This is a genomic window from Streptomyces sp. NA02950 (assembly GCF_013364155.1).
Lineage (GTDB): Bacteria > Actinomycetota > Actinomycetes > Streptomycetales > Streptomycetaceae > Streptomyces.
In genome coordinates, this window is the sequence record NZ_CP054917.1 from 41,746 (window position 1) to 54,907 (window position 13,162).

The window sequence follows — 13,162 nt, forward strand, 5'->3', positions numbered from 1 at the left end:
ACCTCCCACCAAGGCCGCCGCCATCGAGGGCGGCGGCCCCGCCTGCACCAAGGAGCACCATGCCCCGACCCCTGGCCCGGATCCACCGGTCCATTCGCGCCCAGACGATCGGGAACCTCCTGATCAAGTCCAGCGGCGGCCGACTCCAGCGCCGGAAGAAGGTGGGGATCGGCCGCACCGGCACCCGATCCCCGCGCTGCTCCGGCTTCCTCGCCTCCCAGCAGCACGGCGCCCTGGTCCAGGTGCACTACGTCCACGACGAGGGCGACGGCACCGAGACCAGCGAGCGCATCGAGGCCGACCGGGACCGCGAGATCCAGGCCCTCCTGCTGGACGCGGGCTACACCGCCGAGATCCTCGACAACCCGAACCCCGGCGCCGTCGGCGTCCACGTCCGGCGCCTGGACGAGCCCACCGAGGAGGAGTGGCAGGCCCTGCGCCTCATCGCCGACCGCCAGGTCACCCACCGCCCGGGCGCCTCCAGCGTCACCGGCCTCGCCGACCCGGACCTCTTCCAGACGCTGTTCCTCTCCCACCTGGCCACCACCACCCGCGAGTCCGACGCCACCGGCGCCACCTTCGTACGCCTCACCGAGGCCGGCGAAGCCCTCCTCGCTGACCGCCTCACCACCGGTACCGGGGAGACCATGGTGCAGGTGCTCGAATCCAAGGAGGGCTGAGCGTGGGAGCGCTGAACCTGATCCCCTACGAGCCGCCGAAGAAGGACCCGTCGACGAAGACCGGCGGCCGGGACGGCGGCGGCTTCGCTGAACTCGCCCACCAGATCTACCAGGACGAACGGGCCGACGCAGACTCGCGCCGGCTCCTCCTCGCGTTCGCGTACGTCATCACCATGCTGCCCAAGCCGGCCAACGGGAAGGAGCAGTTCGCGAACATCCGCGAGGCCCTCGGCCGCGACGAACGGCACCGCTACACCGACCCGCTGCGCGCGCTCATCGAACACGACCGGCCCCGCTACGTTCCCCCGGACGAGCGCCCCGGCGGCTACGAGGCGTCCAAGCGGACCTGCGTCGGCCCCCGCGTCCGCCCGTACAAGGAACGCCTCTACAGGGCCGAGCAGATGTCCCTGCCCGCCAGGGTCGAGCAGGAGAAGCGGGACGCCGAGGACTTCCGCAACACCGAGAACGTCTGCGGCGCACCCGGTAAGGACCGCGTCCTGGAGAAGCTGCCCGGGACCGGCTGGTACCGGTGGCACTGGTTCTGCCAGCGGCACCGCGACCACGCCGCCCGCGTCCGCGCCCAGGTCCAGGAGCAGAACGAGCGAGCGCCCGAGCCGATCCCGAACGCCGGCGGCCTGCTGCCCTGTTACTACGAGGCCGACTGGGTCCGTCTGTACCGGCACTACACCTGGGAGGGCTGGGAGCCGCCCGTGTACGGCGTCCGCGCCGACGACTGGCCCGTCCCCGGGAAGGAACCCGTGCCCCCGCGGGCGCGACTGCGGCTGGTCATCAGCAGCGACGAACCGGAGGACGCCTGACCATGCGCATACCCGTGAGCTTCCTGCACCAGTGGCGCCCCCAACAGCCGCACAGGCGGGGATACCTGCCCGGCGACGGGGTCATGCCGTACCTGAAGGAGACCAACCACTCCACCCGCATCCGGCCGGGCACCATCATCGTGTTCGGGGAGCGGAAGGCGTACGAAGTCGTCGAGGTGAACGAGCGGCCGGTGGATCTGTGGCCGGAGCACTTCCAGCAGGAGTGGGCACGGTTCACCCAGTGGTGGGCGGAGCAGGTCGTGTCCGGCCGGGAGATGGGCGATCAGCCCGAGCGCGCCACCTGGGAGCACCGCCCCCTGGTCCTCGTCATACGCCCCGCCGACCAGCCCACCGCGAAGCCGAAGCACTACGCCGTACGCGCCAGCCGCCCGTTCTTCGTCCTGGATGAGCACTACAGCGTCTGCCGTCTGTGCAACGAGATCCCGCCGTGCACCCACGTCACCACCGAGGCCATGGTCGACCTCGAGATGGCCAACACCGACCGGCTCATGGCGATCCCGGCCGGCCACTGCCTTGGCTGCGGCGAAGCCATCACGGCCCGGATGAAGGCCGTACGGTTCCCCGGCCCCAACCTCTGGCGCCCCGACCTCGGTTCCGACTCCGCCGTCTTCCACGCCCGCAGCACCTGCGACGAGTACGTGTCCGCCTACCGGCGCCAGTGGGAGGAGAAGGGCCACGACGAGCTGCAGCCCCAACTCCCCGAGGACAGCCCGTGACGCCCGCGGCGCCCGGCCCGTGCGTGCTGCTCATGGCTCCCAGCGGCGCGGGGAAGTCCACGCTCGCCGAGCAGTTGGCGCGCGAGCTGGGCGCGGCCGTCGTCAGCTACGACGCCCATCAGCGGCGGATGCCCGGGGACACCGGCGTCGAAGCGGTGACCGAGGACGCACTGACGGCGGCATGGGCGGAACTGGCGACCCACTGCGCGGCCGGGACGCCGGTGGTCGTGGACGGAACCCACTCGCAGCCGGAGCGCCGCGCCCGCGTCCACGCGATCGCGACCGCGCACGGCCGCGCCACGATCCTCCTTGTGCTGATGGTGCCGCTGACGGAGTGTCTGGCCCGGCAGCAGTCGCGAGGCCGGAAGGTCCCGGCCGCCGACGTGACCCGCCAGCACACGGCCATTACCACCGCCCTGCCCACCCTCGACGCCGAGGGCCACGCGGCCGTGATCCGGCTGGACGACGCCGTGCTCACCGACGCGTGCCGGGCCGCCATCCACGCCCCGCGGCGGCTGTCGCGATGACCACCCAGCGCGACGACCAGACGAGCCTGCCCATCCCCGTCACCCGCGACCGGCCCGTCGTGAAGTGCCTCGACTGCAAGACCCCGCTCACCAACCGCAAGTCCCGCCTCTGGGGCCGGGGCGAGAAGTGTCGGCACGACCTGACCTCGGCCCCCAGCCCGGGCCGCTTCGACGTCGAGCAGGACGAACTCCCAGACGCGTGATGCGGCACGTACTAAGGGACGGCACGTTCATCCTGGCCGAGGCATATAGTCGCTCCTGGCGGCGCACGACCGTCGGCATCCGTGATGGGATCGAGAGCCCACGCCAGATCCCGGCATCCGGACAGGTTGTCTCTGACACATCGTGCGATGACCAGCGTCCGCTCATGAGCGGTACGCGCGTGGGGCGTACCGGCATGGAGTGATGGACCTGATGTCCAAGAACCGCGCCCGCGACCGGGCAGCCAAGGCAGAGATGGAACGCACCGGCGCCCGCCGCGCCAAAGCCGTCCGCAAGGTCGACACGACCGGCCAGGACAGCCCGTACCCCGTCAGCCTGGTCGACGACAACGGTGAACGTTGGTACCTGCAGTCCGGGCAGGCCAACGCCTACGGCACCCGCAGCCTCGACTGGAGCGAGTCCCGCACGTACGAGGAGATCACCGAGCAGGCCGGGCCCGTCCGGCACATCGACGTCCCCGCCGACGACGACTTCCCGCGCATCCGCCAAGCGCTCACGGACGCGGGGCCGACTGCGCTGTCCACCCTCATCGCCGCCCTGCACGCTGCGGCGACCGCCGCCGAGGAAGCCACCGGCCGGCCGGAGGACCTGGTCGCTGGCCGCCCCGGCTCCACCGAGTCGGTGATCGTGCTGCAGATGACCCTGGACGTCGGCCCCCGCGTACCCGCCACGTCCATCGACCCGGCCTCCCTCGAAGTCATCGCGCCGATCCTCACCCGCTGGGTGACCGGGGAGACCGTCGTCGAGGTGGCCGAGAACCTGGCGCACGTCCTCGGCGGGCTTGTCGACGGGCTCGGCTGGCACGGCATCACCGACCCGTGGACCCGCCGCAACGTCGCGCCGTACGCCAGCTGGGCCACCAGCCACAGCAGCAACCCGGTGGGGGCGCACCGGGCCCGTGCCGCCGCGGAACTCCTCGATGAGGCCGAGGAAACCGTCGCCTCGACCGCGTTCCTGCTGGACGCCTCCATGCCCAGCGAGCCAGACCCCGGCCTGGTCGGCGACTCCACCATGGAGCAGCTCTTCGCCGCCCTGGTCGCCCGCGCCCTGCACACCTTGGACCGCGACGGCGCCGAATACCCGGCCCGCGCTGACGTGTTCGTCCTGCCTCCCGGCATCACGGACCGGCCCGACGACGCTCCGCCCGGCTGGCGTCGTGTCGCCGCCTTGGTCGTGGTGACCGCCCGCCGACCGTGGGAACTCGACGAAGACGAGGACCAGCGCGTCATCACCGACGCCTTCCGGGCAGTACGAGACGCTCTCAACCGCTACTGGCCGGGCCTGCCCGAAGAACACGAGCACGCCGCGCTGTCCCTGGACATGCTGGCCGCGCTGCGTGGCCAGTTCACCGCCGAGGCCGTGCGCGAGGTGTACCGGGACCTGGTCGGCTCGGCCGTGTACCACACGTACACCCTGGGAGCCGACCCGGAGTTGGATCCCAGCGGTCAGCCCCCCGCCTGACCCCACGGGGCCGGGTGCCGACGGGGGATGCAGCACCCGGCCCCGCACCGACCGTACAGCTTGTGCATCGCCGAGAGCTGTACTTGCCGACTTGGACTTCACGATGACTCGACACCCGTACGCTTCTGCCATGCGCCGCGACATCTACACGCCGGTCAACGCCGAGGACGAGTTCGACCGCGCCGTGGCGCGGCGGAACGGAATCCGGCTCAGCATGTACGCGGACGCGCTCCGCTACAGCCGCGACCCCGACGCCATGATCTGGCACGACGCGCTCAAGTGGTCCGTGGCCGCGCATAGCGACGGCCCGCCCACTGAGGCAGCGCATCGCACGCTTGAGGACCGGTTCGGCCCCCGCCTCGATAGCAGCAGCGACCCGGAGGCCCCGGTCTGGTCCGACGCGCTCCGCTGGGCGGCGCAGTACTTCCGCGGCGAGCCCACGGCGCCGAAGGAGTTCTTCGACCGGTTCGCCGTGGCGCCGGCGTACCAAGGCGGCGAGCCGCCCGCGGAAGCCCTCGTCGTGTACCAGACCGTCCGGGCCGCCGTTGAACTTGCCAGGCTCGCCGAGGCGATGACGGCCGCCGGGCAGCACTCGGCGCCGATCGCACGTCAGGCCGAGCAACTGCGTGCCAGCGCCCGCCAGCAGGCCGAGGAGCTGGGCATGCGCGGCCTGCTGCAAGAAGTCGACCGCCGTCTGGGCAATGACTCGACGGCGGCAGCGTGAGTAAGACTCCCGTCGCCAACCGCTCCAGTCGCCTGCGTCGACTCGCCGGCACTCTGGGCGAGAAGTACCAGCTCGACTGGAGTCGAGGCGAGCACATCGAGCCCGAATACGACGACGCCCGCCGGGAGTGGACGTACCGCTGGACCGACGGCCCCACCGTCGAGCAGATACGGCGCGCCGCCCGCAAGGCTGACCGGGAGGCCACCGATGGCCTGGTCTACCGGCGCGAACTGTCCCAGCAGACCGTCGCGCTCGGGGCCATCCGGCTGGCCATGGACCCCGCCACCGGGGTCGACTTCCGCGACCGCCCGTCCATCACACCCAGCGCCGTCGCGGAACTGTGGCGCACCGTCTCCAAACCGCACCCGCGCGACGCTCGCGAGACGGCGATGGTCACTGCGATCCTTGCGGAGGCCAACGGCGACCGCGGCCGTAACTGGGCGCAGGACTACGACATCTGCAAGCTCGTCCAGGAACAGGGCCTGGCCACTTTCCTGCGACGTGCTGGCGTCGAGCTGAGCCCGATCGAGCGGCTGACCGAGCGCTATGCCCCGCCCCGTGCATCCCTGGCCTGGTCGCACCGCCTCGTTCCGATGACGGCCCTGGAGGCGTTCAGTGCTGTCCAGGCCAATCCGACGGCGAGAGCCGACGCCGTGGCGGACGCGTTGACCCTGCTGCCGACACTGCACGCCGAACTCGACCAGGCCGCCGCCGAGCTGCAGAGCAGGGTCACTGGCGAAGGGGCGGCCTCGTAGTCTCGCCCCCGTTGGCGCCCGGACCGAGCCGGTGCCTGCCCCGCTCGTCAATGACGACGGGCGGGCAGTCGGGACAGGAGAAGAGATTCAGCGTGCCGATCCAGCGCCATCCCGCCTCCCACAAGGGGCGGTACTGCGCCGGCGCAGGCTTCGCGGTGCTCGCGCCGCAGGCGCCGCACTTCAGCATGTCGGCAGCCGCGGCCGTGACCTCCTGGGTGGTGACACTCATGCAGGGAGACTAGCGGTCTCCGCGGGAGGCGCTTCCGGCCGGTCATCTGCGGCGTAGCATGATCGCCGCGGTGAAACGGCCGCGCCCAGCACGAGGAGGAGGTCCCTTCCGGTGGACTGGCTCATCGCCGCCGCTCAGCAGCCCAGCACGAGCACCAGCCCTGTCTGGCTCGCACCTCTCCTGGGCGGCGTCGGAGCGGTATTGGGCGGCAGCCTGACCTCAATGGTCGCCTGGCGCGTTCTGTCCGACACGAAGCAGGCCCGCAAGCGCGCCGAGGAGAAGGAGGCGGCGGCGACCATCACTGCCGCACTGCTGGAGGTGCGCCAGATCTACCGGAACACCGATGTCGGGTCCGGGCCGGCGCCCGAGGACTTCGAATACTGGTCGGATTACCTCCTCTCGAAGCTCGGCAAGGCGGAGGTCGCCGTCATGGCGTTCCGCAGCGAGGCTCTGCGTACGCGCCTCACCGCTTCGCTGGATCTGCTGATCTGGGGATCCCACGACGCGCGACTGCTGTACGAGACCCGCCTCGGCAGTTCACGCGCGGTGGCGTACGCGGCGCACCAGGACGCGATGGCCTGCCTCGGCGCGACGCTGCGCGGGGAGAAGCTGCCCGAGGCGACAAAGGCGTGGAAGGAGGCCGACGGCCATATGCAGTGGATGGCCGAGGAAGAACGACGGGCCACAGAAGAGGAATAGCGCCCGGCACCAGGCAGCGGGGTCAGAAGGCCGCGGCCGGCTGCTGCCCGGACGGCCACGTGCAGCCCTCGCACCGCCCGTTGCGGTCGTGGCCCGCCGTCTCCCAATGCGTGTGCTTCAGCCGCCAGAACGCCTCCCGGTACGCCTCCCGGGCCCGCCGGCACCATTCCCGCTCCGCGGCGTCGAGGTGAGACCAGCACGCCCCCGGGTCGTCGACCTCGACGAAGCCCTCTGGCCACTCCGCAGCCTGCCGCGTGCAGGCCCGGCCGTCCTGCCGGGCCCGCACGCACAGTGGCTTCTCGAGGCCGAGCCGTCCTCCCCACGGCGGGGCGTGGAAGCGTACCCACTCCGCTGGCAGCGTCCGTACGACGCCCGGCGGCGGCAGCCGCACGTCCAGGTGCAGTCGGCCGCGGACGGCCCCCTGCCCTGCGGGCTCGTGGTCGACGGGCACACCGGTCGACGCCCACGTTCCGGTCAGCCGCTCGGCGATGGTCTGCAAGGTCGCTGCGTCGCTGGCCACGATGTCGACCACGGCCAACCCGGGCGCGGACACGAGCGAGGGGGTGATGTCTCCCATGCCGTACGAGACCCCAACCGACGGTCTGCGGTTGCTGTCACCCGGCAGGGTTCACCCGGCCGAGTGCACGCGAACGGGCCGAGGGCCGAAGTGCCCGCCACGGCGCGGGGCTTGTCCACTACCCTGGTGTCTGGTCGCCCGGCTGCGGACGGCCCTGGCCCGAGTAGTCCGGCCCGTGACCGGATGGCGACGACAGCCCGAACCCGCTCAGCGGGAATCTGCGGCAGTGAATCGACAGTGTCCGCTTCCAGGCTCGCCCTGTACGCCAGGCGTGCCCGGGTCACGGGGCCGTGCGCGCAGCGAGGGGACCAAGTGGGAGCCAAGAACCAGGCGTTGAAGAACGCCGCCCGCCGACGCGCGGAGGAGACCGGCCAGTCGTACGAGGCCGCGCTGAAGGACGTGCGTCGCGAGTACGAGCGCGGCGGCCTCGGCGAGGACGACCACCAGGAGCCGATGGGCTTCGACGAGGCGGCCGACGCCGACGAGCACCGACCGCGGACCGGAACCACCGGCTACTTCGTGGCCTGGGGGGTGCAGGAACTCCTCGGTACGGAGCAAGTCCGTGAGGTCGTCGAGCACGGCGAGAAGTGCGGCCAGCCCGGCGCCGCCGACCCGATCCTGTGCCACCTGTGCGACCGGCGGATTGACGTCACCCGGGAGCCGGAAGTCCACCTGGGCCTGGCGCTGATCGAGGTCCCGGTCCCCGGCCGGCCGCGCCCCAAGGAGACAATGGTGCCGGTGTGGACGCACGAGCAGTGTGGCCGGACCCGCGTCTGGGCCTGGTCCCAGCTCTCCCTGGAGCGGCGTCGGCGCGGCCTTCCTGTGGACACGGCGTCCCTGCCGCCCAAGCAGCGCCGGCGGGGCGCCCGCACGGTGGAGGACTACTACGTGTTCACCCAGCCGGAGAACAGCCCGCCCCTCTTCTACCTCCAGCCCGGCAGCCCGCACCGCCACGGCCCGGCCGGGTTCCGCGCGGACCGGCTCAGCGACGGCCTGCCCGCGCTGGACCTCTCCCGGGAGGAGGCCCGCGCGCTGCCGGAGTGGTCGATCGCCGCCGACGACACCGGCCTGCTGCACATCGCCCGGCAGGGCACCGGCCGCTGGTACCAGCCGCCCGCCCCGTGGACGCCCTCCGCCGACTGGCTTGCCGCCGCGCACTACCACCGCAGCGCCATCGTCCTGACCGCCCCGGCCGACACGGTGCCCACCGAGCAGCTGGAGGCCAGCACGGGCGACCTGAGCATCCTGCTCGACGCCGGCCGCCTCGAGGTGCTGTTCGGTGCCCGCATGACCGTCGACTTCGTCCCGGCCGCGGCGACCGGCGAGGGCGCCCGGTGACCGCGCGGGAGCTGTACGGGTCCGTGTACGAGGGCGTGCCCGACTCCACGGCCGTGCCCACCGGACTGCCGACAATGGACGGCACCCTGCCCGCGCTGATCCTCATCCCGAACGCCGACGTCACCGACGCTGAGGTCCGCGACTTCACCGCCCGGCACCGGTTCGCCTCCCGGGAGGAGACCGCCCGCGCTGCCGACTCCCAGGCCCGCTGGTCGCTGGAACCCGACGGCCGCGTGAGCATCACGTTCCTGTCCGACGAGGGGGCCGCCCGGATCGTGCTGCCGGCCGATCCCCGGATCACGAACTGGACGTCCTTCGCCCGGCTGAGCGGCGGCAGCATCTCCGTGATGCTGCTCCCCGGCCTGGAGTCGGCGGACCTGCAGACGATCGGCCGGCACCTCGCCCGGCCCGACGGCGAGTACTGGCACCTCAGCGTCGGCTGCATCCCCGCCTGACGCCCACTGTCGATCACCACGCCACTGTCAGTGGCGCCCGGCATGCTGAACGTGCCCAGCTTCGGCCACGAGTAGGGGAAGGAACGCGATGACGGACACCGTGCTGGAGACGGCTACGGATGAGACGCTGCCGGAAGCCCTCGGCGCATGGCGGCTCGCCGAACTCCTGGCCGAGCGCCTCGACGCGAAGGTGACATCCGCCGACATCGAGGAGCTCGTCGCGCGCGGCCACCTGAAGGTCGCCGACTACTTCAAGCGGCGCCCGATCTACGCCGTGGCCGATGCACTCGCCCTCGACGCCGACCTCGTCCGCCGGGTCGTCACCGACCGCACCGAGTGGCAGGCGGCCTCCCTCACACGGGACGAGGCCAGCGCCCGGATCGGCTGGCACTGGCGCGACATCCAGCGCATGGGCAGCGAAGGCCGCGTCACCGTCGGCAAGGACGGCCGCTATCTGACCGCCGACATCGACCGGTTGCCCGTCGAGGCCGACGGCGAGCAGTTCATCACCGCCCAGGCCGCCGCCGACGTCCTGGAGATCCGGCACCCGGCCGACTGGCGGTACGTAGAGGCCGCCGGGTGGGTACGGCCCGCGGACACGTACGAGCGCGAGGTCGGCCGGCACCGCACGGTCACGGTCGCGTTGTTCAGGCTGGCCGATGTACGAGCCGTACGGGAGATGCCCGGTGTGGACTGGGAATCGGCCCGGGGACTGCCCAAGGGGACGCCCTCCCCCTTGCGGGAGTACGCCCGGCTCGCCCCCACCCGCGCTGCCGTCGTGAAGGGGTTCGCGCAGGCCCTGGCCGACCGGCACGGCGTCGAGGTCTGGGCGTGGAACTCGCCCTATTCCGGGGCCTGGGAGCTGGACTGGGCACGTATCGACGGCGCCCCGACCAAGGACCAGGTCCGCCAGGAGCTGGCCGACGACCCCCAAGCCGCCTCCTACGCCGGCGAGATCACCCTCTGCCCGACATGGGGGCGCATCACCCGCAAGGCCCGCGAACTGCTGCAGCCCGACGTCGCTGTAATCCTTGATACAGAGACCACGAAGCTCTACGGGCAGACCGTCGAGATCGCGGTGATCGATGCGGCGACCGGGAAAAAGCTCATGGACACGCTCGTACGCCCGACCGAGAAGATCAGCCTCGGTGCGTACTGGGTGCATGGCATCTCCGATGACGATGTGGCCGACGCCAGGCCGTGGGAGAAGGTACTGCCCCGGCTGCGGAAGGTCACCAAGGACCGCGTCATCTGTGCCTACAACAGCGAGTTCGACTCGTCCGTCGTGGTCGGCGACACCCGCCGCGCCGGCAAGAAACCGCTCCACCTCGCCGACGACGCGAACTGGTACTGCCTGATGGAGGCGTACGCCCAATGGCTGGGCTCCTCCCGGTGGCGGCGCCTGGGCGGAAGTCACCGGGCAGCTGGCGACTGTGCCGCCGCGCGCGACGTGCTGGTGCGCATGTCCAAGGGCCGCGGCACCGCCTTCACCCCGCAGCAGCCCGGGCCCGGCGACCCGGTGCCCGGGCCGCCCGCCCAAACCGCCCTGGCCGCCACCGTGCCCGGACAGCTGGCCAGTGAGACGGCGCCCGCGTAGCCGTTCCCGAACCGACACCCCAACCCCGTTGCACCAGCGGGGCGATACACGGGAACCTGGTCGGGCGCGAGGCTCTGCGCACCACGGGAGCGGGACCGGGCGGGTCTGCCGAGGCAGCCGCCACTGCAGCGGTCTCCGGTGTCACCGAGGGGTTCGAATCCCCTGCTGGGGCCTCGCGCGTACCTCTTTCTGGCACCCGCCGGTAAATCCCTGCCCCGCCCACCCCGCGTGGCGTAGCCTGGGCACACACCGACGCGCGGTGGAGCAGCTCGGTAGCTCGCTGGGCTCATAACCCAGAGGTCGCTGGTTCAAATCCGGCCCGCGCTACGAGATCCGGCCCCCCAACATCATGTTGGGGGGTCGGAGTTGTCAGGTGGCGATTCCTACGCGCTGACCGTGGCCGTCGCGGATGCAGAGGTCGCGATGCGCATCCCACTGCCGTCGTACTCCACGACTTCGCCCGGCAGGATCAACAGCCCCGGCTCGCCGTCCTCCCACGCCGAACCAACCCGGCGCACCTGTACCGCCGGGCCCCGCGCGCCGGCCATGAACACCGTCGGGTCGACCTCCCAGCCGTGCTGAGCAAGCCACGCCTCCAGAGCCGCGGAGTCCTCGCTGCTCGCCCCCCGCGGCCACTCGTACGTACACGTCACTGCCGTTCCCCCAGTCCGTAAGCGGATCCGCGGCCGATCCTGCCATCGCGCACCGACAGGCCAGCCGACACCGCCTGCCGCCCTACACCCCGCAATGCCTGCGAACAGGAGGAGAATCCGGGGCCTCTGTGCCGCATTCGCAGGCGTGTCCGCGCGGCGGTGCCTTCGAAACATCGGCCCGACAGCTGTGGCGGGCGATCGGTTCACGCTTCCCGGTGGATCACCAGGCCGCCGTCCTTCGTCCAGGTCCGCAGCGGTTCCCGCACCCCGCCGGCCTCCGCCCACAAGGTGATCGTCACCCCGGCCATGCTGCCGTGCGAGCCCACGAAGCCGAGGAACTTCTCCAACGCCACGGCGCCGTCCGTCCACGTGCCCGTCACGGCCGGGCCGTCCTTCCGGAAGGTCACCGCGACATGGAACTCCTCGGCCTCGACCGGCTGTCCGGGGGCGGGACCGATCACTGCTGGGCCGCCTCGGCGCGCCGCTTCTCCGCCACCTTGTGCCAGGGGTTCTCCGCCCTCGTCTGGGCGCGGTCCAGGTACTCCTTCTTGACCGTGGCGGAGCCCTCTTTCCACCGGCCCTGCTTGGTCGGGTCCCCGCCCGCGTCCGCGATCTCCTGAGCGCCGCCGCGCCGCAGCCCGTGCGCGGTGATCTTGTGCCAGTCCTTCAGGCCCGCCTTGTACGCCCGGCCGCGTACCCAGTCGTTGACGGCGTCGCCGGTGACGTAGTCGCCCCGCAGGGTCGCCGTGGACCGGTTCTGTAGCGTGCCGGCCGACGTCAGGGCGCGCAGCAGCGGTCCGTTGCGGACGCCGAGGCGGTGCAGGCAGTTCAGCCAGTCCCGTACGGCCTCCACCGGGTCGTAGAGCGGGTTGTCCGGGTCCGCGGGGATCCACGTCTCCTGGCCCTCGGCCGCCTGGTCTGTTTTGGAGAAGGCGACCCACTCGGCGATGCCGTCCTCCTCGACCTCCACGTCCTCGATGTCCAGGTCGGCCAGCTCGATACGCCGGTTGAGCGCGGCCCGGCCGATCAGCAGCGCGCACCGGTCCCGCAGGCCGATCGGGTGGCGCAGGTCGCAGGTGCCGACCATGGCCTCCAGCATCGGCCGGGTGATGGGCGGCGCCTTGCGGACCCGGTTGCGCTTGCCCCAGTCCTTGCGGTGCTCGTTGAGCATGCCGCGGGCCTCGGTGTTGTCCGGCTTCAGGTCCGGCGGCATCCAGGTCCGGACGCCGCTCATGTAGGTGCTGATGGTGTTCGGGGACATGTCCCGGGCGATCATCCCGGCGACCCACTCGACGTACGTCGCCGTCGTGCACGGCCGGGCGACTCGCCCCATGGCCTCGCACCACTCGGCGAACAGGCGCCGCTGGTTGGTGTAGTTGCGGTTGGTGTTCTTCGGCTTGGACTTGTTCTGCAGCCGCTCGGCGGTCGCCGGGGACACCTCGAAGTCGCGCCGCGTGTACGAGGGGGCGTCTGCCCGGGTCGCCAGGTCCTGGCCGGGGTAGAGGATCGTGTGTCGGTCCACCGGGGGCTTGGCGGGTGCCGCCGGGGTGAGGGTGGTGGGCAGCAGTTCGTCGTCGACGATCTCGGCGTCGACCACCTCGACGACTTCGAGGTCTGCGCCTTCGGTGTCGTGGGCCGTGGTCATGGCGTCACCGAGCCGCGGCCGGGGCGGGAGCGACGGGCATGGGTG

General features: G+C 71.6%; 17 protein-coding genes and 1 tRNA gene. 13 read left to right on the top strand and 5 right to left on the bottom strand.

Annotation, left to right across the window (positions count from 1 at the left end):
- Positions 1 to 59 precede the first annotated feature (59 nt).
- The 8 genes from HUT19_RS41515 (at position 60) to HUT19_RS41550 (ending at position 5,924) form a co-directional block, all read left to right on the top strand.
- Complete coding sequence (locus HUT19_RS41515) at positions 60 to 680, top strand: hypothetical protein (RefSeq protein WP_176188065.1); 621 nt, start codon at positions 60 to 62, stop codon at positions 678 to 680.
- A 2-nt stretch (positions 681 to 682) separates the two neighbouring features.
- Entirely contained in the window at positions 683 to 1,498 is an 816-nt protein-coding gene (locus HUT19_RS41520; RefSeq protein ID WP_176188067.1) for a hypothetical protein, read from the top strand.
- 2 nt (positions 1,499 to 1,500) lie between these two features.
- The gene (locus HUT19_RS41525) at positions 1,501 to 2,235 is read left to right on the top strand and encodes a hypothetical protein (RefSeq protein ID WP_176188069.1); all 735 of its coding nucleotides are present in this window, start codon (positions 1,501 to 1,503) and stop codon (positions 2,233 to 2,235) included.
- The gene (locus HUT19_RS41530; protein ID WP_176188071.1) at positions 2,232 to 2,762 is read left to right on the top strand and encodes an AAA family ATPase; all 531 of its coding nucleotides are present in this window, start codon (positions 2,232 to 2,234) and stop codon (positions 2,760 to 2,762) included. Before HUT19_RS41525 ends, HUT19_RS41530 begins: the two co-directional genes overlap by 4 nt.
- Entirely contained in the window at positions 2,759 to 2,965 is a 207-nt protein-coding gene (locus HUT19_RS41535) for a DUF6011 domain-containing protein (protein WP_176188073.1), read from the top strand. The genes HUT19_RS41530 and HUT19_RS41535 overlap by 4 nt, the downstream gene beginning before the upstream one ends.
- 211 nt (positions 2,966 to 3,176) lie before the next feature.
- Positions 3,177 to 4,445 (top strand): hypothetical protein, encoded by a 1,269-nt coding sequence (locus HUT19_RS41540; RefSeq protein WP_176188075.1) that lies wholly within the window; start codon positions 3,177 to 3,179, stop codon positions 4,443 to 4,445.
- 130 nt (positions 4,446 to 4,575) lie between these two features.
- Positions 4,576 to 5,169, top strand: coding sequence for a hypothetical protein (locus HUT19_RS41545; protein WP_176188077.1), 594 nt, complete (start codon positions 4,576 to 4,578; stop codon positions 5,167 to 5,169).
- On the top strand, positions 5,166 to 5,924 hold the full coding sequence (locus tag HUT19_RS41550) for a hypothetical protein (RefSeq protein WP_176188079.1): 759 nt from the start codon (positions 5,166 to 5,168) through the stop codon (positions 5,922 to 5,924). Before HUT19_RS41545 ends, HUT19_RS41550 begins: the two co-directional genes overlap by 4 nt.
- Here the strand turns inward: HUT19_RS41550 and HUT19_RS41555 are convergent.
- Complete coding sequence (locus HUT19_RS41555) at positions 5,899 to 6,153, bottom strand: hypothetical protein (RefSeq protein ID WP_176188081.1); 255 nt, start codon at positions 6,151 to 6,153, stop codon at positions 5,899 to 5,901. The genes HUT19_RS41550 and HUT19_RS41555 overlap by 26 nt on opposite strands.
- A 111-nt stretch (positions 6,154 to 6,264) precedes the next feature.
- On the opposite strand from HUT19_RS41555, the gene HUT19_RS41560 reads away from it, so the two are divergent.
- Positions 6,265 to 6,852 (top strand): hypothetical protein, encoded by a 588-nt coding sequence (locus HUT19_RS41560; protein WP_176188083.1) that lies wholly within the window; start codon positions 6,265 to 6,267, stop codon positions 6,850 to 6,852.
- Positions 6,853 to 6,874: 22 nt separating this feature from the next.
- On the opposite strand, the gene HUT19_RS41565 is transcribed toward HUT19_RS41560, so the two are convergent.
- Entirely contained in the window at positions 6,875 to 7,429 is a 555-nt protein-coding gene (locus HUT19_RS41565) for a DUF6207 family protein (protein WP_176188085.1), read from the bottom strand.
- 312 nt (positions 7,430 to 7,741) lie between these two features.
- Here HUT19_RS41565 and HUT19_RS41570 point away from each other — a divergent pair, with 312 nt between their 5' ends.
- The 4 genes from HUT19_RS41570 (at position 7,742) to HUT19_RS41585 (ending at position 11,146) form a co-directional block, all read left to right on the top strand.
- On the top strand, positions 7,742 to 8,767 hold the full coding sequence (locus HUT19_RS41570) for a hypothetical protein (protein WP_176188087.1): 1,026 nt from the start codon (positions 7,742 to 7,744) through the stop codon (positions 8,765 to 8,767).
- Positions 8,764 to 9,222: a hypothetical protein gene (locus HUT19_RS41575; RefSeq protein ID WP_176188089.1), complete on the top strand. Its 459-nt coding sequence runs from the start codon at positions 8,764 to 8,766 to the stop codon at positions 9,220 to 9,222. The genes HUT19_RS41570 and HUT19_RS41575 overlap by 4 nt, the downstream gene beginning before the upstream one ends.
- Before the next feature lie 88 nt (positions 9,223 to 9,310).
- Positions 9,311 to 10,819: a 3'-5' exonuclease gene (locus HUT19_RS41580; protein WP_176188091.1), complete on the top strand. Its 1,509-nt coding sequence runs from the start codon at positions 9,311 to 9,313 to the stop codon at positions 10,817 to 10,819.
- Between the two features lie 253 nt (positions 10,820 to 11,072).
- Positions 11,073 to 11,146: transfer RNA gene (locus HUT19_RS41585), tRNA-Met, on the top strand.
- Between the two features lie 56 nt (positions 11,147 to 11,202).
- Here HUT19_RS41585 and HUT19_RS41590 read toward each other — a convergent pair.
- The 3 genes from HUT19_RS41590 to HUT19_RS41600 form a co-directional block, all read right to left on the bottom strand.
- Positions 11,203 to 11,472, bottom strand: coding sequence for a hypothetical protein (locus tag HUT19_RS41590; protein WP_176188093.1), 270 nt, complete (start codon positions 11,470 to 11,472; stop codon positions 11,203 to 11,205).
- A 203-nt stretch (positions 11,473 to 11,675) separates the two neighbouring features.
- The gene (locus tag HUT19_RS41595) at positions 11,676 to 11,933 is read right to left on the bottom strand and encodes a hypothetical protein (RefSeq protein WP_254886307.1); all 258 of its coding nucleotides are present in this window, start codon (positions 11,931 to 11,933) and stop codon (positions 11,676 to 11,678) included.
- Complete coding sequence (locus HUT19_RS41600; protein WP_176188095.1) at positions 11,930 to 13,117, bottom strand: integrase; 1,188 nt, start codon at positions 13,115 to 13,117, stop codon at positions 11,930 to 11,932. The genes HUT19_RS41595 and HUT19_RS41600 overlap by 4 nt, the downstream gene beginning before the upstream one ends.
- Between the last annotated feature and the right edge of the window lie 45 nt (positions 13,118 to 13,162).